Here is an 18,422-nt window from a genome sequence, read left to right on the forward strand (position 1 = left end):
ATTCTATAAGGATTACTGGATTCATTCTGTCATTTCATATAAAATTAACTTTTACTTTCCACCCCTTTGTTCGCAGGCAGTTTATAAATATTGTGTTAGCGTAGTTTTGCTATATTTGCTAACGTTGCAAGCTGCATTCAATGAATATCAATAAGGTTTTTCTTCTTTTCTTCATTATTATCCTGGGCTATTCTGAAAATGCTTCGGGACAGCTTAGTTTTTCAAATGAAGTTGGCGTGATCGCCGGGCCTGCCGGATTTTTCACCGATTACGGGGAACGCTGGAATGTGAAAAATAATCTGGACAATGGTGGTTTTGGTGTTGGCCTGGTTCATTATATGAATTTTGCCTTTAAACCTGAATGCAGTTGCCGGCCTACCAGCTTATGGTTTACTAAGTATTTCAGAATTAGAAATGAGATCGATTATTTAAGATCTAACCTGGACCATTATGGTCCGGTGGCAGAAAAAAATAGTTTGGGAGGACAACAACTCCGCGCAATGCATGGAGAAACTCAAGTTATTGAAGCAGGAACCTCTCTAGAATACCATTTTTTAGGAATAAAAAATGCAAGAGATTTTGGTTACCTTTTCGCTCCCTATATCTCCCTGGGAGTTCATTTTGTACATTATAGACCTACAGCGTATTCAGATCTTGGCCCACTGGATAGTCCTAAAGTACTTTTTAATACTTTTGAAGACGGACTCTTCCTGGAACCAGGAAATACCTTTGCCATTCTTGGAAGTGCAGGGCTACGGTATAGACTGAGTAGATTCAGCGATCTGCAACTGGAAGCCAGAGCTACTTATTATGATACCGACAAGCTGGAAGGCCTGGATGTACAGGGACCGCAGAATAAGTTTAATGACTTTGTACTCTGGTTCAATGTAGGTTATATTTACTACCTGGACTTCTAGAATTCCAGTTCAGCGGAGTTCAAAATAGTTCCACCTTTTCTAAGAATTTCCAGTTTCATTTGATCAAAACCTTCCTTATCAATTGCCCTGGTGGCATCTTCGATGAGTGTCGTATTGAAACCTTCCGCTATACTATCCAGAACCGAGTAGGCTACGCAATAATCTCCTGCCAAACCGGCGAAATATACATTCTGTACACCTTTCTCCTTCAGGTATCCTGAAAGTCCAGTAGACTTTAAATGTGCATTATCATAAAATCCACTATAGCTATCGATCGACAGGTCTGTACCTTTTCTGAAAATCGTTTCAATGCGATTGGTATCCAGCTCTGGATGAAATTCCGCGCCAGGTGTATTTTGAACGCAGTGATCTGGCCATAGCACCTGGTCGAGTCCGTTTAGTTTAATAAGATCAAAAACCTTTGCATCCCGGTGAGCTGAGGCAAAACTGGAATGTCCATTAGCATGCCAGTCCTGTGTAGCAATAACGAGATCGAATTTTTTCTGAAGTTCATTAACCAAAGGAACTATTTCATTACCCTTCTCTACAGCGAGTGCACCGCCCGGCATAAAATCATTTTGAATATCTATAAGAACAAGCGTCTTCATTATATCTTATTTTTCTGCATTTTGATCAACTGATTCCGTTCATCTTTCAGCGTTTCGCTAATCCCGATCTTATAGATATGCGGATTATTAAAACGTTTATATTCTATTGGTAGTTCTGAAAGTCTTGAGATACTATATTCCGAAATTTCACTAAGACTTCTTTTTTTCTGCAGCACCTTACCATCATCCATCACCAGCTCCAGCAAAGCTTCTTGCTTATATTGCTTAAGATTCATAGATTTGTAAGGTTCGAATGGATGATGCATTTCCTCGATTTTATCTTCATGGTACAGGCCAATTGCATCTGCTCCAATACACTTCCCGTTCTCATCCTTTATTCTGAAAACCTGTTTTTTATGTGGCAGAGTGATCTTAATAATACTTTCTGAAATTTTTATCCTTGGTTTACCTGCGGAAAATGCCAGTTTGTAAACCCCATCCAATGCACCATCAGGATCGCCAGTCACCAGGTTTGTTCCCACTCCAAAAATATCAATGGGAGCCTGCTGTTCCAGTAAACTTTTTATCACATGCTCATCTAACTGATTCGAAGCTGCTATCTTCACATAATCAAGATCAGCAGCATCGAGCATTTTCCTGCTTTCCTTGGCGAAATAACTAAGATCTCCACTGTCAAGCCTGACCGCCATTAATTTTTGTCCACGACCTTCCATCTCCTTTGCGACTTTAATCGCATTAGGAATACCGCTTTCCAGTGTATTATAGGTATCTACAAGAAGTACACAATTTTCAGGACGACCTTCAGCGAAGTCCCTGAAAGCCGTCAATTCATCATCATAGCTTTGCACAAAAGAATGCGCCATTGTTCCAGAAACAGGAATATCAAAATCTTTTCCAGCGACTACATTACTTGTCCCGTTAAAACCTCCAATGATTGCGGCGCGGGTAGCAAAATATCCTCCGCTAGCCTGGGCACGCCTTAATCCAAAATCCAGCAAAGTCGCATCTCCAGCCACTAAACGCATACGGCTTGCCTTGGTAGCTATAAGTGTTTGAAAATTCAGTAAATTCAGAAGAATGGTTTCGATAATCTGAGCCTCGATGATACTTGCCTCTACCTGTAAGATCGGGCGGGTTGGAAATACGATATCACCTTCTTTTACTGAATAGATTTTTCCTTTGAATTGGAAGTTCTTTAGATATTCAAGAAAATCCTTTTCAAAACCCTGTTCTTTTAAAAACTGAAGATCATTTTCAGAAAATCGAAGCTTCGACAAAATTTCCAAAAGATCCTCTAGTCCTGAAAAGATCGCGTAACCACATTTAAATGGTAGTTTTCTAAAATAATAGTCAAAAACTGCCTGCTGGTCTTTCTGTCCATTTTTAAAATAGACCTGAGCCATGGACAACTGGTACTGGTCTGTATAAGTAGCGGTAAATTGATTCATAGTAAATTCTTGAGTACGATCTAACTTCTAGTTGAATGATCGTTGATCACAAATTTACCAAATTTACGAGTTCATGCCCGGAACTTAGAGAATTTATCTTGATCGCGGGAATGCAATATATTAGTTAAGCTTAATCTTTCAGATCATCTGAGAGGGAAATACGATACCTGCCATTTTCAGAAGGTAGTAGTTTTTCGCTTATCAGCTCTAAAGTATTTCCTTCCTGTATCCACGGAATTTCTTCGGAATTATTCTCAGCATCATATCCATCGAACCAGGCAAAATCAATATCCTGGTAATACGAAGTGATCCTTAGCTCATAGACCTCCCCTTTTTTACTCCATTCTATTAGATAGTCGGAATCGTTTGGAACAGGTAAAGCAGTTTCAGGATCTCCATTTCCGGAGACGTAAATAGTACTAAGATCTGAAGGTGAGAACCACACATAGGTATTTTCCCATTTCTCACTATAACTATCAGGATTTACAAGTGCAACGGGATTACAGCTTGACAATAAAGTCAACACAAACGCGATTACTGGGAGTAAAATAGCTCGGGAATCCTTAAACTTTAAAAAAGTTGGGGTCCTGACGTACTCAGAGAATACATCCTTTAAAATTTTCATATTGGTGGTTCGATTACAGCAAGCTGAAGCCGAAGTAGTTTGGGGTTTGGTGAAATTAGAAAATTATAACAGCTCTTCCGAAGGAAAGTAAAACGCTAACTTAAGTTTGTGAATTAAAGCTCTGAGAAACCGGCTAAATACTAAAATTGACCGATGAAAAACCAGCGTTTGTACGGATTTCCATAAGTATCGTTCATATGCTGATTCCCGAAGTTTAACGTACTATAAACCAGTAAAAATAGATAGTAAACTAGAAATCAGGTTTTTATAACGTTTAAGCCTGTAAATAGGTTTTTACTATAAAAAAAAAGCCACATTTAGAAAATGTGGCTTTTTGAGTGAGTAAAACGTTATGATTATACCTTTTTGTAACTGGAATTGTATTCTTCCATAAGACTCATGATCGCTTTCATCAGGTCTTTGGTCTCTAACAATAAGTTGAAGTACAAGGTCGTGTTCTTTGGACTGGATTCTTCAGTTCTTGTTCTTGACACCTGTTTTTCGATCTTTTCAGAAATCCTCTGCAGCACTACATCTTTTTTAGCAACGACTCCACTTATATCCTGGAACTCCCTGTTATTAAAGATTACTTCAATCTCTGTTAGCAACTCGCTTAAAATATCATCAATCTCTTTAAGATCTAAAAGCTGATTATATCGAAGTGGTTTGTGGTTATTATTCACATGCTTGTAACTTTTCTTGGAAATATACTCTAGTGATTGAGCGATATCTGTAAGGTGTCCAAGGATAGAAATATAAAAACTACTTCCACGTACGCTGGTTTCATCAAGACTTTTGATAAAGAAGAATATCTGGTCTCTTAAATCTTCGATCTCAGATTCAAGTTTTTCCACTCCCTTCTTACTCTTCTTCAGCTTCTTCTTATCCTGTTTGGATAAGCCAGCAAAGGTATCAGAGAAGATCTTATTGGATCTGCTTACAACATTTGAAATATTATCAGCGCTTTCGAGGATAATCCCCTGAACGGTCTTACTTTCAGATTTCTTCAGGCCAGATTTATCGGCTTTGGCAGTTTCCTTATTCTTGTGTGAGATATAGTTTCTGGCAAGTAGTCCTATAGCTGCGATTAATAGAATGGCAATTGCAGGTCCTTTTCCGAGGAAAATAATATAGGTTAAAATTCCTGCAGCCGAGAAGGCACTAAATGCAGTGAAGAACCAACCTCCAATTACTTTTAAAACTCCGGCAACACGATAAACAGCACTTTCTCTACCCCAGGCTTTATCTGCCAATGAAGTTCCCATAGCCACCATAAAAGTCACATAGGTAGTAGATAATGGTAATTTATAGGAAGTAGCGATAGAGATCAATACACCGGCTACAGTAAGGTTGATCGCTGCACGGATCATATCAAAAGCAGGTTGTTCTTCAGCTTTATCCCCTATAAGTATATCATCGGGTTTGTTGAAACTGCGACCAATCTTTCTACGCATTCCACCAGGAATAATTACTCTAAAAGTATCAGCTAGCTTGGTAGTTCCTGTTACTAGAGCACGGGAAAGCATATTTGGATCGAACTTTTCGGTTCCATGTCCCTGTCTGGAAAGTCCGATTTCAGTCTCAGCTACAGTCTTTGCTTTCTTCGAAAACCAAAGGGTAAGCACCATAATAGCACCTGAGATAAATAATAAGATTGGTTCTGCCGGTACTTTATCACGTAATACCTCCATTGAGAATTCCGTAGAGATCTGGCCAGACGCTGCCCAGGCTTCATAAGAGTGGTAAGCCGCCATTGGAACCCCAATAAAGTTCACCAGGTCATTTCCAGAGAATGCAAGCGCAAGACCAAATGTTCCTACTGCAATCACGAAGATCAGGATACTTTTCTTAAAGATCTTCATAAATAAATAGCTGAAAAGTGTCCAGAACAGGAAACTAACTGCAATCACAGCATAAACCTGTGTAGAAAGTATATCTTTAAAACTATCGTAATAAGGAGTTCCTTTCATCCCTTTGAAAATGATGAAATAACTGATGGCTGCAAGACAGATTCCGCCGAAAATAGAACCAAAATTCTTGATTTTCTTTTCGTATTCAAACGTGAACACTAGGCGGGACAACCACTGCACCAATGCTCCTATAGTAAATGCGATGACTACAGATAGAAATATTCCGGATATGATCTCGGTTGCTTTATCTGTATTGATGTAAGAGGAAAGATCTGCCAGCGTTTGAGTATCTGAAGCTCCAATTTTGATAAGCGCCATTACTACCGCTGCTCCAAGTAATTCGAAGACAATGGATACTGTTGTTGAAGTTGGCATTCCCAGTGTGTTGAAAAAATCCAGCAGGAGAATGTCTGTGATCATAACAGCCATAAATATGATCATGATCTCATCAAAATAGAACTGACCGGGCATAAAAATACCTTTTCTGGCTACCTCCATCATTCCGCTGGAAAAAACAGCACCAATAAAGATACCTACACTGGCCACGATCATGATCGTTTTGAATGTGATCGCTTTGGAACCAATCGCAGAGTTCAGGAAGTTTACGGCGTCATTACTAACTCCAACCACCAAATCGGCAATGGCAAGAACCACTAATGCAACCAGCATCAACAAGTAAATATTTTCCATTTTATTGAGTTTAAAAAGCGGTGCAAGTATCCAACCAAATCGTGGATTTACTGTTACCTAATTGTTAATTTTAAAAGTGAAATTCGAAGCCTGTTCTAAATGATATAAAATCCTCTATTCCAGCTTGTTTCGAATAATTGATATCTGCCTGTATCTTTAGCTTATGTCCTACAATATATTTGGATCCTCCCAGAGTGTATTGTTCGACATCATCCACTTCGATAATATCGGAATAGTCGTTTCTTGAGTATCTAGCTGCAATTTCATAATTACTTCTGAAAAGGTACGCAGTTTGAAAGTTTATTCCCTGCCCTTCCAGCACCCTGTACTCAGCTGCCTGATTTTCTCCCTGAATCCTGGCAATGGGATCTTCTGCATCGCGATAGGCATATTCTGCCATTACTGAAAGTCCGCGGTATTTAAAAACTGCATCCAGGAAAAACGTTTGGATGTTAGTTTCGTAAAGTGTCCCATCCTCCAGCAACATAAAACTTCCCAGGTTACTTCTCGTTCTTACGGCATCATTATTAATATCGTAAACTGCTCCCAGCATTAGTTTAGGAGAGGGCTCTCGTTCAAGATCTGCCTGGAAATAATCTCCTTTTTCAAGAAATTCTCCAAAAGGCAGAAGCTCAATTCTTCCTGTGTATTCCATTCCTCCCTGGCTACCACTGGTTATATTTCGTCCTTCGCCCTGCGAAAACGCCAGCTTCTCTTTGATCACGAATTTTTCTCCCAGTTTGAATTTATGATGTAGCTGAAGTCCAATATCTCTATCTAGATTGAACCTGCTGTTTACAATAGATCGGTCTATAAGCTGTAAACTCGCTGAAGAAATAACCCTTTCCACATTTCCAGGAAGTTTGGTCTGCCCCGCCCATAGTTCGAAGTTCTTATGGAAATGCCATTTAAGAACTGCGTCGAGAATATACCGTGGTGAATTAGATGTAAACTGATTGGCTCCGGAAATATCATTATTCGAAAGACCAAGTTCAATCTTATAAACCAGTTTTGGCGTAAGAGCAAATCCATCAAATTTTAGTCTTGCTCTTCTAATCAGGAAATTTTGCTCTGGATCCATGTACTCTTCTCCATCGTGATTCCAGGTAGTATGAGATCTGAACTGAAACCTTGGCGCAAATTTCACGCTAAAGGAACTATCCTTTGCGGTAAAATTAAGCAGGCCTTTTCCAAATTTTGTGTCACTTATTTCCTGAGCTTCAAGTCCCAATGCGACGAACAGGCACAAAACGAGTGTGCTGAATCTAGTCTTCATTAAATCGTATTATAAGTTTTTGTCGGCGACAAAGAAACAGACTTTATGTTAACTGAATGTTTCCCAAGAGTTAAACCTGAGGTTGGTCCAAGTTAATAAAAAAAGGCTGCCCTGTTTTTACAGGACAGCCTCGCACACTATTATGTAGAGTCGACAAAAACTTATACGATTTTCGTGTGCTTTTGTACGCACAAAGAAAGTACAGCGATGTCTCTTTAAGGTCACGCTTATATTAAATTAAGTTTAAAAATGGGATTAGAGAGGAAAGTACTAAAAACAAGAAAGCCACTCGAAAAACGAATGGCTTTGTTGCTCCTCCTCTTGGGCTCGAACCAAGGACCCTCTGATTAACAGTCAGATGCTCTAACCAACTGAGCTAAGGAGGAATGTTTTGCTTTGAAAGCGGTTGCAAATATAAATCAATTTTTAAATGCTGTCAAAACAAATTTCAGATTTTTTTCGAAGAATTTTTCTTTAATTACGAATCCTTCAGAAAGTCAATTAATTACAGATCGATAAAATTTTCAGTAATGATGGATTTTATATTTCTACAGATACTACTAAACAAAAAAACAGCCCAAAAGGACTGTTTTATACTATAAATTCTTCCGCAGAGATTATTCAAATAACCAGCGGTAGATATCATTTCCATTTGCATAAAGCACCAGCGCTATCAACAAGAAGAAACCAGCCATCTGGGCGATCTCCATAAACTTATCATTTGGCTTTCTACCTGTAACCATTTCATACAACAGAAACATCACATGTCCACCATCCAGTGCAGGAATTGGCAGGATATTCATAAATGCAAGGATAATTGAAAGTAAGGCCGTGGTATTCCAGAACCCGAACCAGTTCCAGGAATCTGGGAACAAACCTCCAATGGCTCCGAATCCTCCAAGTTGCGTAGCTCCCTTTTTTGTAAATACATATTTGAACTGGTACACATAATCTCTTAATGTCCAGTAACCGTAATCAAATCCTTTGCTTATGCTTTCGCTAAGACCGTACTTATTGCGTTTGATCTCAATCTCTGAGGCTGGTCCAACACCCAGGTACCCATCCTCATCTGGAGTGACCTCTGTGCTCATAATTTCCCCATTTCGTTCAAAAACAACTTCTATAGTCTTTTCCTTGTTTTCAAAGGAAGCAGGAGCGATTTCGTGCCAGTAACCAATTTCAACATCATTCAGACTAATAATACTATCGCCTTTTTTAAGACCTGCCTTTGATGCTGCATGCTCTGCAATTACCGTATCAAGGACTGCAGACTGAATTGGAACAAATGGCTGCATTACTCCTTTTTCGAACATCTGTGTCCCTATTTCTTCCGGAACCTCAATAGTTTCTTCTGAACCATCCTGATGTAATACAGTAATATTCTGAACATCTCTCATAAAAAGATGCTTATTGATATCCAGGCTATTCTGGAACTCATTTCCATTTACCTCAAGAATCCTGTCTCCATCTTCGAAACCATATTCCTTGAAATCATCGATCACTGCAAATCCATCTGGCATTTCATCTGGCCCTACGTAAGCAGATCCCCAAACGAACATGATCATCATGTAAATAAGAAAACCAAGAACAAGATTTACAGTTACACCACCCAGCATAATAATCAATCGCTGCCATGCCGGTTTGCTTCTAAATTCCCAGGGTTGTGGAGGTTTAGACATTTGTTCCTTGTCCATACTCTCATCGATCATCCCCGCGATCTTTACATATCCACCAAGCGGTAACCAACCAATTCCATAGGTCGTTTCCCCGAATTTCTTTTTAAACAAAGAAAATTTCACATCAAAGAAGAGATAGAATTTTTCAACTCTGGTTTTAAATAATTTGGCCGGAATAAAATGACCTAATTCGTGGAGAACAATAAGTAAGGAAAGGCTTAATATTAATTGTATGGCTTTTACTAAAAATGGATCCATCAGCTAACTTCAAATTTTAAATCGCACAAAAGTAAGTTTTTAAAAGCATCTAGGAAAGTTTAGTTTGATCTAGTAATCCACCTTGAAAAATTCCGCAGAAGAAATTGGACTAATTGAAGCTCAGGCCATAACTTTGTAAAAAATTGCGCCAATGCTTAAGTTCTTTGCCCGCTATAAACCGTTTGCCATTGTACTGGCTGTTCTCTCGGTCATCATCATGTATTTTATTTATACTTTACTAAAACCTGAGGAGCGATTACCCGTTTTTCAACCAGATATGGTGAATGCTGAACTGGTGGATACCACCGTTCAATTTGTTAGAAAATATCATAAGATCGCAGATTTTAAACTCGTAAACCAAAATGGGGATACTATTACTGAAGATTTTTATGACGATAAGATCTATGTAGCCGACTTCTTTTTTACCACCTGCCTTACCATTTGCCCGATCATGACAGATCATATGATCGAGATCCAGGAAAAAATTAAAGATGATGAGGACATTTTACTACTTTCCCATACTGTATTTCCTGTAACCGACAGCGTTCCTGTCCTAAAAGAATATGCCGTAGAAAAAGGTGTGCTCGATGAAAAATGGAACCTGGTGACGGGTGATAAAAAGCAGATCTATGATCTGGCTCGTAAATCTTACCTGGCTACTAAATCCACCGGCGATGGTGGAAAATACGATATGATTCATACTGAAAATTTCGTGCTGGTAGATAAAAAGAAACAAATTAGAGGTTTTTACGACGGTACGCAGCCGGAAGCTATAGAAGATCTCATGCACGATATTGAAATATTGAAGAAAGAGGATCGCTAATTATTTAAGGCTAATCTTTTGTATTGGGCCAAATTCCATTACTTTTGCCTTGTTTAAAATCAATCTAAATAAAAATGAAGGTGACGGTTGCAAATCTTAGGCGAGGCCAACGTGGAATCATTAAAGAATTCTCTGCAGATATGGTCCCCCTGAAATTGCTCGAAATGGGTTGCCTTCCTGGAAATGAAGTAGAACTTGTTCAAACTGCGCCTTTTCATGACCCTATGTATTTAAACATAAATGGAAGTCATCTGGCCATTAGAAAAGAAACTGCTTTGCTTATAGAAATCGAATTAATAGGCTAATATGGGAAAGCAAATTAATGTTGCTTTAATAGGAAATCCCAATACTGGAAAGACCTCTGTTTTCAATCAGCTTACCGGACTCAACCAGAAGGTTGGGAATTATCCCGGGATCACCGTTGAGAAAAAGGAAGGGATCTGTAAACTTCCACGTGGATTAAAAGCTCATATTCTTGACCTTCCAGGCACTTATAGTTTAAACGCCAGTTCTGTAGATGAAAATGTCGTCATAGAACTGCTTCTCAATAAAAACGATAAAGATTATCCAGATGTTGCCGTTGTAGTGAGTGACGTCGAAAATCTTAAGCGGAATTTACTGTTGTTCACCCAGATCAAAGACCTTGGAATTCCTACCATTCTTGCGATTAACATGGCAGACAGGATGGATCGAAAGGGGATTAGCCTGGACATTAAATTACTGGAAGAACGCTTAAAGACCAGGATCGCGCTTGTAAGTGCCCGTAAAAACATGGGTATTGAAGAGCTAAAGGAATTAATCATCAACTTTCGTCATATGACGGTAGATCCCTGTGTAAATGCATCTGTGATCGATCCTGAATATTTCGGAAACTTACGCAAGACCTTTCCTAATCAATCTTTATACAAACTCTGGCTGGTAATCACTCAGGATGTTAACTTCGGAAATATAAACCGTGGTGAGATCAACCGAAGTTCAGATTTTAATACAAAATCTGTTAGTGACCTGAAGAGACTTCAGCAAAAAGAAACAATTTTAAGATATCAGTTCATCAACGGTGTGCTGAAGGAGACGATGACCGTAGACAAGAATGCAGCTACAGATCTTCGTTCCCGTTTTGACCGTATTTTAACTCATAAGGTCTGGGGATATGTTATTTTCTTCGGAATCTTACTTCTAATTTTCCAGGCGATCTATAGCTGGTCGAGCTACCCAATGGATATGATCGATGCTGCATTTGCTTCGCTAAGCGAATGGACGAAAAACACGCTGCCGCCGGGATCTTTTACCAGTTTAATTTCAGAAGGGATCGTTCCCGGGCTTGGAGGGATCGTGATATTTATTCCGCAAATCGCATTTTTATTCCTATTCATTTCCATTCTGGAAGAATCGGGCTATATGAGCCGCGTGGTCTTTTTAATGGATCGCATCATGAGACGTTTTGGTCTTAGTGGAAAAAGTGTAGTGCCTTTGGTTTCGGGAACGGCCTGTGCAATTCCGGCAGTAATGGCTACCAGGAATATTGAGAACTGGAAAGAAAGACTGATCACTATTTTAGTTGTTCCCTTTACCACCTGTTCTGCTCGATTACCGGTTTATCTTATCATTATCGCATTGGTAATTCCAAACGAGAGTTTCTTTGGTTTCAATTACCAGGGATTAACCTTGATGATCCTTTATTTGCTCGGCTTCGGAATGGCTATTTTTTCCTCGTGGTTACTGAATAAAATATTAAAGACCAGTACAAAATCTTACTTCGTCATAGAAATGCCTAATTATAAGCTTCCTATGGCCAAGAATGTTGCGATCAATGTGGTTGAAAAGACGAAATCTTTTGTTTTTGGCGCCGGAAAGATCATTCTAGCTATTTCTGTAATTCTGTGGGTGCTGGCCAGTTATGGTCCCGGAGATGATTTCAACAATGCTGAAGAGATTGTCACCGCTCAGTATGAGAACAACGAGAATGTAGAAGATGAAAGTGTAGAGGAGGCAATTGCTTCTTATAAGCTGAAGAACTCCTATATAGGTATTATGGGACGCGGAATAGAGCCTGCCGTTGCTCCATTAGGTTACGACTGGAAAATTGGGATCGCGATCATAAGTTCTTTTGCTGCAAGAGAGGTCTTCGTTGGAACCCTTGCAACTATCTATAGTGTGGGAAGTGACGAAGAGGAAACCATCAAAAACCGAATGGCAGCAGAAACCAACCCTGTGTTGGGTGGACCATTATTTACATTTGCTAGTGGTATAAGCTTATTGCTTTTTTATGCCTTTGCGATGCAATGTATGAGTACGCTGGCCATCGTGAAACGAGAAACAAATACCTGGAAATGGCCTGTTTTACAATTGGTGATCATGACTGCTTTTGCTTATGTGGTCGCACTTATCGCGTTCCAGGTACTGAAATAAAAGTAAGTTTAGAATTATAAAACGACTGAATTGATATGGAAATACTTCAGGAAATATTGGTTTTAATTACCTTTTTGATAGCTCTGGGTTATGTGGTCACGCGCTTTATCTGGAAGCCTTCCTTTGTTGGCGGTTCCAAAAAGAAGGATAGCGCTGCTGCTTGCGGAGTTTCCGGTTGTGGCTGTAGTGATTAATCACATTACTTCGGTAAGCCGAAAACTTACCATATAATTTTCCGCAGGAATCTTACCAGGATTCACTGGATAAGGTTTGACATTTACCAGGCTTATCTTTAATTCTTTCGAGTTAGCAAAAAGATGGTCTATTGATTGAGTACCTGAAAATTCCACACTCCCAACAAACTTTCGCTTTTCATAGACATCTACTTTTACTCGCACCTGTCCTGCCCAGATACACATCACGATAGGATTGCTGGGACACCTGGAATCTGAAATGATTTCCCTGAATTTTATCCGGCGGTCTCCAAAATTAAGCTCATCCCCTAGGCACAACGATGCCGAAAAGACATTCAATTCTACTTCCGGTTTCTGTTCTTTAGTTTCTGAAGTTGTAATATCTTTTTCAGTAGATTGAAAAGAAATATATAATGCCATAAAAATAATGAGAAATCGCATATCGCCTTTTTAAAAAAGACGATCGCAAACTACTCCTGTTGCAAAATACTAACCGAGACCTACGTCCAGCGTCATCATGACCATGAAACCTCCAATAAATCCAAGGGTTGAAATATCGGTAAAGTCACCCTGCTGTGCTTCCGGGACCACTTCCTCAACCACAACAAATATCATCGCACCTGCAGCAAAACATAGGGCGTATGGTAATATTGGTTCAAAGGTCATTACTGCCCAGGCACCGAGTACCGCCGCAAAAGGTTCTACAATCGCAGAAAGCTGACCGTAATTAAAACTTTTCCATCGGCTCAATCCCTGTCTTCTTAATGGCATGGCTACCGCAAATCCTTCCGGGAAGTTTTGCAGTCCAATACCAATGGCCAGAGCTACCGCACCACCAATACTGGCACCTTCAAAACCAGCCGCAACACCACCAAACAGGACACCTACGGCAAGACCTTCGGGAATATTGTGCAGGGTGATCGCCAGCGTTAATAATACAGATTTATGCCACGGAGTTTTAACCCCTTCAGCCTCACTCATTTTAAAATTTACGTGCAAATGCGGTAAAACCTTGTCAAGTCCAAAGATGAACAGTGCTCCCAGCCCAAATCCAACCAAGGCCGGTATGGTCTTTTCAAATCCTTCGCCAGGACTCATCTCTATTCCGGGAGCCAGCAAACTCCAGAAACTTGCCGCTACCATAACGCCACCGGTAAAACCCAGCATTCCATCAAAGAAAGCACGGTTCATTCCTTTAAACAGGAAAACCAGCGATGCTCCCAATGCCGTAAGTCCCCAGGTAAAAAGGGTTGCATATAATGCTGCAAGTACCGGATCCAATTGTTCGAAATAGCTAATTAATGCTTCCATTCTAAGTTGTTTTTATATATAAGTTGGCTGAGATCTGGTTTGAGATCATCAATTCATTATCATCCATTTCGATCAACATTGATTGATCAAAATCCTCCTTTTGCTTCACCTTTACGGTCGCTCCCAGGGAAATATTATTCTTGTCCAGGTATTGTAGAAATTCTGTAGAGGAATCTTTCACTCCCACACAAATCCCGGTTTCATCAGTTTTAAGTTCAGATAGTAAGACACGGTTAGCTACAGAAAAATTGCCGTCTGAATCTGGAATTGGGTCTCCATGTGGATCTCGCTGTGGGAATCCCAGAAACCTGTCAAGTTCTGCAGTTAGCTTTTCAGACTTAATATGCTCCAGCTGCTCGGCCACTTCATGCACCTCATCCCAGTTAAAATTGAGTTTTTCCACGAGAAATACTTCCCATAATCGATGTTTTCGAATCACTTCTATCGCGGCAGCCCTACCCGCTTCACTAAGTTTTACCCCCTGATATTTCTTGTAATTCACCAGGCTCTTTTCTGAAAGTCTCTTGATCATATCGGTCACCGAGGAGGCTTTGGTTTGCATTTCCTCGGCGAGCGCGTTCGTACTCACCCCATTTTTATAGGAATTCTGTAGATGAAATATGGCTTTGAGATAATTCTCTTCAGATAAGCTAAACATAAAATACATTTTAATAGCACCAAAAATACATTTTTTATTCAATAAATCCATTTTTTAGTCCCGTCTAAATATGTTTTATATCTTCGTAAAAAAAATAATGCGGTTTATATCTTTTTTCCTCTTCGGAATTATATCAATTTCCAGTTTTGCCCAGGGTTCTGAAATCACCGGAACTATTAATTCCTCTGAAGGTACCGTAGCATTTGCCAGTATCTATACTGAAGATGAAAATTATGGTACAAGTGCTGATGAAAATGGTGCTTATAGCCTGAAGCTTCCTGCTGGTGAGTATAAGATCATCGTAAAGTCCCAGGGCTTCAGGACAGTTTACAGGAATATCAAGCTCGAACAGGAGAAAAAGACTCTGAACATTGAGATGGAGATGGATCCAAACGGACTGGACGAAATTGTGGTTACCGGGACCAGAACTGCCAAAAGAAGAACAGATTCTCCGGTGATCGTAAATCTTATCAACAGTGAAACCCTGGAACAGGTAGTGGCAACAGATCTTTCAGACGGCTTGCGCTTTCGGCCGGGATTAAGAATCGAAAAAGATTGCCAGACTTGTAATTACACCCAGCTAAGAATGAATGGATTGCAAGGCGGATACTCACAGATCCTGGTGAACGGTCGTCCAATCTTTAGTCCGTTAACCGGTTTATATGGTCTGGAACAAATTCCGGTGAACATGATCGAACGTATAGAGGTTGTTCGCGGCGGAGTTTCGGCATTATATGGTTCCAGCGCTATTGGAGGGACAGTTAACGTGATCACCAAAATTCCGAAGCAAAACTCCTATAGCCTCAGCTACACCCTGGAGAATATTGATGGTGAAGCCAACCAGGATGTTCTAAATGGAAACGCTACGGTAGTCTCTAAGGATTATAAAGCGGGAGCAAATTTTTTCGTTAATCGCAGAACGCGGGAACTATACGATGCGAATGGCGATAACTACTCTGAATTGCCCGAACTTAAAGACAATGCTTTCGCGGTCAATTCTTTTTATCTCCCAACCGAAGATTCCAAGATCAATTTAAGCCTGAGCAGTTTATATGAATACCGTTATGGCGGTGAAATGGTGGAAGGCTCCGCATATCTTGCTCAACAGAGTGAAGAGAGAACTCATAACGTGCTTATGGGAAGCCTGGATTACCAGGTTAATTTTAATGATGACAAGAGTTCAATTATTCTTTATTACGGTGGTCAATCTACAAAGCGTGATCATTATACCGGGATCATTCCCGATGACGAAATTGAAAAACAGCAATTTTTTGCCAACCCTCCTTACGGAACTTCAGAAGTGGAAACGCATCAGGGAGGCGGTCAATTTAATCAGCGAATCGATAATTTTTTGGGTGGAACCACGACATTTACCACGGGAGCAGAATTCGTATATGATGATGTGTACGATATCATCCCTTCTTACAATTACCTCATCGATCAAACGACCCGGAATTTTGGAGCGTTCTTTCAAAATGACTGGGATGTCACTGAGAACCTAAATTTCCTATCAGGTTTTAGAGTCGATAAACACAATCTGGTAGATGATGCGATTGTGAGTCCGCGTCTATCTCTTCTATATAAACTAAAAGAAACCACGCAGTTTAGAGTAGGTTGGGGAACAGGTTTCCGAGCTCCTCAGGCTTTCGACACAGATCTGCACATCGCATTTGCCGGGGGCGGAATTTCCCGGATTTCTTTAGCCGAAGATCTTTTTGAAGAGCGAAGTAACAGTTTTACGGCCTCTATCAATTACGATCGAGCTACCGAGCATTTTATCTGGGGTTATACCCTGGAAGGCTTCTACACGAAATTGAATGATGCATTCTATCTTTTTCCATTAGGAGAAGATCAGTTTGGTGAGCGTTTTGAAAAACGTAATGGTGCGGGCGCAACTGTGAAAGGATTTACCTTGGAAACCAGAGCTAATTTTGATTACCTGTTTGAACTGGAAGCAGGATTAACTTTGCAATCCAGCAAGTTTGAAGAACCTGTTAAAAATATAGAAGGACTGGAAGCGAAAAGAGACTTTCTTCGTACACCGAATGATTATGGCTACGCAACCTTAACCTTTACTCCCGGAAAGTGCTTTAATGCAAGTGCTAACCTTGTCTATACAGGAGAGATGGATATCGTGCACTTTGCCGGGCAAGGAACCGGACAGGATATAGACGAATATGACATTACTCCAAGTTTTGCAGAGCTAAGTTTGCGTTTGGGGTATAACATTCCGCTGTCGAGAGTCAATTCTAATATGGAGATCTCTGGTGGCGTAAAGAACGTCACCAATGCTTACCAGGACGATTTTGATATCGACAAGAACCGTGACAGTAACTATATTTATAGTCCCGGGAATCCGCGTTCTATTTTTGTAGGTCTCAAAATAGAATCTTTATAATATGAAGTTTTCGGTAATCTTTGCTGCTCTCCTCTTTGTTCTTTCTACGGAAACTTCCGCACAAAAAAGGTCTGAAGTAGAATGGCTCACTTTTGAACAATTATACGATTCCCTTCAGCTAAAACCGAAAAAGGTTTTCATTGACTTCTATGCCGACTGGTGTGCGCCATGCAAAAGAATGGATGAAGAAGTTTTTTCATCCGAAGTGGTTCAGAAGCGATTAAAGAAAGATTATTACGCAGTAAAATTTGATGTGGAAAGTGAGGATACTGTCCGCTTTGGGAATCAGGTGTTTATCAATGAACGGCTAAACCGAAGAAATCCGGTTCACCAGATCGCTTTGCTTATGGCCAGACGAAAAAACAGGCCATTTTCGCTACCAGCAACGGTCTTTCTGGATCAGGATTTTAAAGCCAAAGCAAGGTATTTTCAATATCTCAATAAGGAGCAGTTTCTGGAAATACTGGAGAATTAAAGTCCGCGTTCCTTCTGGATCTGTTCATAGGCGTCCTGCACTTTTCTAAATTTCTCTTCAGCTCCTTTTTTATAGGCTTCATCCATATCTCCTAATTTATCTGGATGGTATTTTTTCGCCATGGTGCGGTAAGCCTTTTTAACTTCAGCATCTGTTGCAGATTTCTCGATCTCCAGGATCGTGTAAGCGCTGGTGGTGCTCTTAAAGAACATCGCCTTGATACTTTCGAAATCCCGGGCTCCAATTTGAAGATGACCGGCAATTTCCCTGATGACGTTTGCTTCAGCTTCACTCACATGACCATCGGCCTGGGCTATTCCGAAGAGAAAATGGATGATTTGAAGCCTGGTAGGATATTTTGTTCGTGCAGCTAGATACCTGGAAATATTATAAGCCGAAACCTGACGGTTCTTAACTACTTCGTTAAAAGTTCGAAAAGTGGCATTCGCACGCTCTTTTCCGTAGGCCTGAATAAAATACGCGCGAACATAATCAAGTTCCTGCTGGGAGACATTCCCATCTGCCTTGATCACAATGGAACTTAATGATAGTAAATTAAGTTCAAAATCTCCGGGTGAAACTGTTTGCTTCTGTCCCCCAGCCATGGATTTAAACAGACCACCAGAGGTGCGTATGTAATTATCCAGCAGGGAACCTACTATAAATCCAAGAATAGCACCGGGAAACCTGAAGTACATGTATCCCAGAACTGCGGCAAGCCATTTAATCATTGGGCAATTTTCTTTAGCCGCTAAGATAACATTTTAGTGTTGTAATCTATAATT

At 40.1% G+C, this 18,422-nt stretch carries 17 protein-coding genes and 1 tRNA gene; 7 read left to right on the forward strand and 11 right to left on the reverse strand.

Features of this window, described 5'->3' with window-relative positions; translation table 11 throughout:
* Positions 1 to 140 precede the first annotated feature (140 nt).
* Positions 141 to 917: a THC0290_0291 family protein gene (locus ACSHZO_RS07090; RefSeq protein ID WP_298246825.1), complete on the forward strand. Its 777-nt coding sequence runs from the start codon at positions 141 to 143 to the stop codon at positions 915 to 917.
* Here the strand turns inward: ACSHZO_RS07090 and pncA are convergent.
* The 7 genes from pncA to rseP all read right to left on the reverse strand — a co-directional run bounded on the left by pncA (position 914) and on the right by rseP (position 9,369).
* Complete coding sequence (gene pncA / locus ACSHZO_RS07095) at positions 914 to 1,525, reverse strand: bifunctional nicotinamidase/pyrazinamidase (RefSeq protein ID WP_298246826.1); 612 nt, start codon at positions 1,523 to 1,525, stop codon at positions 914 to 916. The genes ACSHZO_RS07090 and pncA overlap by 4 nt on opposite strands.
* Positions 1,525 to 2,934, reverse strand: a complete 1,410-nt coding sequence (locus tag ACSHZO_RS07100; RefSeq protein WP_298246827.1) for a nicotinate phosphoribosyltransferase — start codon at positions 2,932 to 2,934, stop codon at positions 1,525 to 1,527. The genes pncA and ACSHZO_RS07100 overlap by 1 nt, the downstream gene beginning before the upstream one ends.
* Before the next feature lie 130 nt (positions 2,935 to 3,064).
* Complete coding sequence (locus ACSHZO_RS07105) at positions 3,065 to 3,559, reverse strand: hypothetical protein (RefSeq protein WP_298246828.1); 495 nt, start codon at positions 3,557 to 3,559, stop codon at positions 3,065 to 3,067.
* Between the two features lie 356 nt (positions 3,560 to 3,915).
* On the reverse strand, positions 3,916 to 6,159 hold the full coding sequence (locus ACSHZO_RS07110) for an inorganic phosphate transporter (protein WP_298246829.1): 2,244 nt from the start codon (positions 6,157 to 6,159) through the stop codon (positions 3,916 to 3,918).
* Positions 6,160 to 6,229: 70 nt separating this feature from the next.
* On the reverse strand, positions 6,230 to 7,435 hold the full coding sequence (locus ACSHZO_RS07115; protein ID WP_298246830.1) for a porin: 1,206 nt from the start codon (positions 7,433 to 7,435) through the stop codon (positions 6,230 to 6,232).
* 312 nt (positions 7,436 to 7,747) lie between these two features.
* Positions 7,748 to 7,821 (reverse strand) — tRNA-Asn (locus tag ACSHZO_RS07120).
* Between the two features lie 231 nt (positions 7,822 to 8,052).
* Positions 8,053 to 9,369: an RIP metalloprotease RseP gene (gene rseP / locus ACSHZO_RS07125; RefSeq protein WP_298246831.1), complete on the reverse strand. Its 1,317-nt coding sequence runs from the start codon at positions 9,367 to 9,369 to the stop codon at positions 8,053 to 8,055.
* A gap of 151 nt (positions 9,370 to 9,520) precedes the next feature.
* Here rseP and ACSHZO_RS07130 point away from each other — a divergent pair, with 151 nt between their 5' ends.
* The 4 genes from ACSHZO_RS07130 (at position 9,521) to ACSHZO_RS07145 (ending at position 12,795) form a co-directional block, all read left to right on the forward strand.
* The gene (locus tag ACSHZO_RS07130; RefSeq protein WP_298246832.1) at positions 9,521 to 10,192 is read left to right on the forward strand and encodes an SCO family protein; all 672 of its coding nucleotides are present in this window, start codon (positions 9,521 to 9,523) and stop codon (positions 10,190 to 10,192) included.
* Between the two features lie 74 nt (positions 10,193 to 10,266).
* Entirely contained in the window at positions 10,267 to 10,497 is a 231-nt protein-coding gene (locus tag ACSHZO_RS07135) for a FeoA family protein (RefSeq protein ID WP_026914792.1), read from the forward strand.
* A 1-nt stretch (position 10,498) separates the two neighbouring features.
* Entirely contained in the window at positions 10,499 to 12,601 is a 2,103-nt protein-coding gene (gene feoB, locus ACSHZO_RS07140) for a ferrous iron transport protein B (protein WP_298246833.1), read from the forward strand.
* Between the two features lie 35 nt (positions 12,602 to 12,636).
* A complete protein-coding gene (locus ACSHZO_RS07145) occupies positions 12,637 to 12,795 on the forward strand; it encodes a hypothetical protein (RefSeq protein WP_298246834.1) in 159 nt (52 codons plus the stop codon).
* Here the strand turns inward: ACSHZO_RS07145 and ACSHZO_RS07150 are convergent, their stop codons facing one another.
* The 3 genes from ACSHZO_RS07150 to ACSHZO_RS07160 are packed head-to-tail and all read right to left on the reverse strand — an operon-like array spanning position 12,796 to position 14,764.
* Positions 12,796 to 13,236, reverse strand: coding sequence for a hypothetical protein (locus tag ACSHZO_RS07150; protein ID WP_298246835.1), 441 nt, complete (start codon positions 13,234 to 13,236; stop codon positions 12,796 to 12,798).
* Positions 13,237 to 13,284: 48 nt separating this feature from the next.
* Entirely contained in the window at positions 13,285 to 14,106 is an 822-nt protein-coding gene (locus tag ACSHZO_RS07155) for a ZIP family metal transporter (protein WP_295180601.1), read from the reverse strand.
* A 1-nt stretch (position 14,107) separates the two neighbouring features.
* The gene (locus tag ACSHZO_RS07160; protein ID WP_298246836.1) at positions 14,108 to 14,764 is read right to left on the reverse strand and encodes a metal-dependent transcriptional regulator; all 657 of its coding nucleotides are present in this window, start codon (positions 14,762 to 14,764) and stop codon (positions 14,108 to 14,110) included.
* Positions 14,765 to 14,861: 97 nt separating this feature from the next.
* On the opposite strand from ACSHZO_RS07160, the gene ACSHZO_RS07165 reads away from it, so the two are divergent.
* Positions 14,862 to 17,162 carry a TonB-dependent receptor gene (locus ACSHZO_RS07165; protein ID WP_298246837.1) on the forward strand — a complete coding sequence of 767 codons (2,301 nt, stop codon included), beginning with the start codon at positions 14,862 to 14,864 and terminating at the stop codon, positions 17,160 to 17,162.
* 1 nt (position 17,163) lies between these two features.
* Positions 17,164 to 17,637 (forward strand): thioredoxin family protein, encoded by a 474-nt coding sequence (locus ACSHZO_RS07170; protein ID WP_298246838.1) that lies wholly within the window; start codon positions 17,164 to 17,166, stop codon positions 17,635 to 17,637.
* Here ACSHZO_RS07170 and ACSHZO_RS07175 read toward each other — a convergent pair.
* Positions 17,634 to 18,368 (reverse strand): TerB family tellurite resistance protein, encoded by a 735-nt coding sequence (locus tag ACSHZO_RS07175; protein ID WP_298246839.1) that lies wholly within the window; start codon positions 18,366 to 18,368, stop codon positions 17,634 to 17,636. The genes ACSHZO_RS07170 and ACSHZO_RS07175 overlap by 4 nt on opposite strands.
* Between the last annotated feature and the right edge of the window lie 54 nt (positions 18,369 to 18,422).

This window comes from Christiangramia sp. 3-2217-3z (assembly GCF_051195275.1).
Taxonomy (GTDB): Bacteria; Bacteroidota; Bacteroidia; order Flavobacteriales; family Flavobacteriaceae; genus Christiangramia; species Christiangramia marina.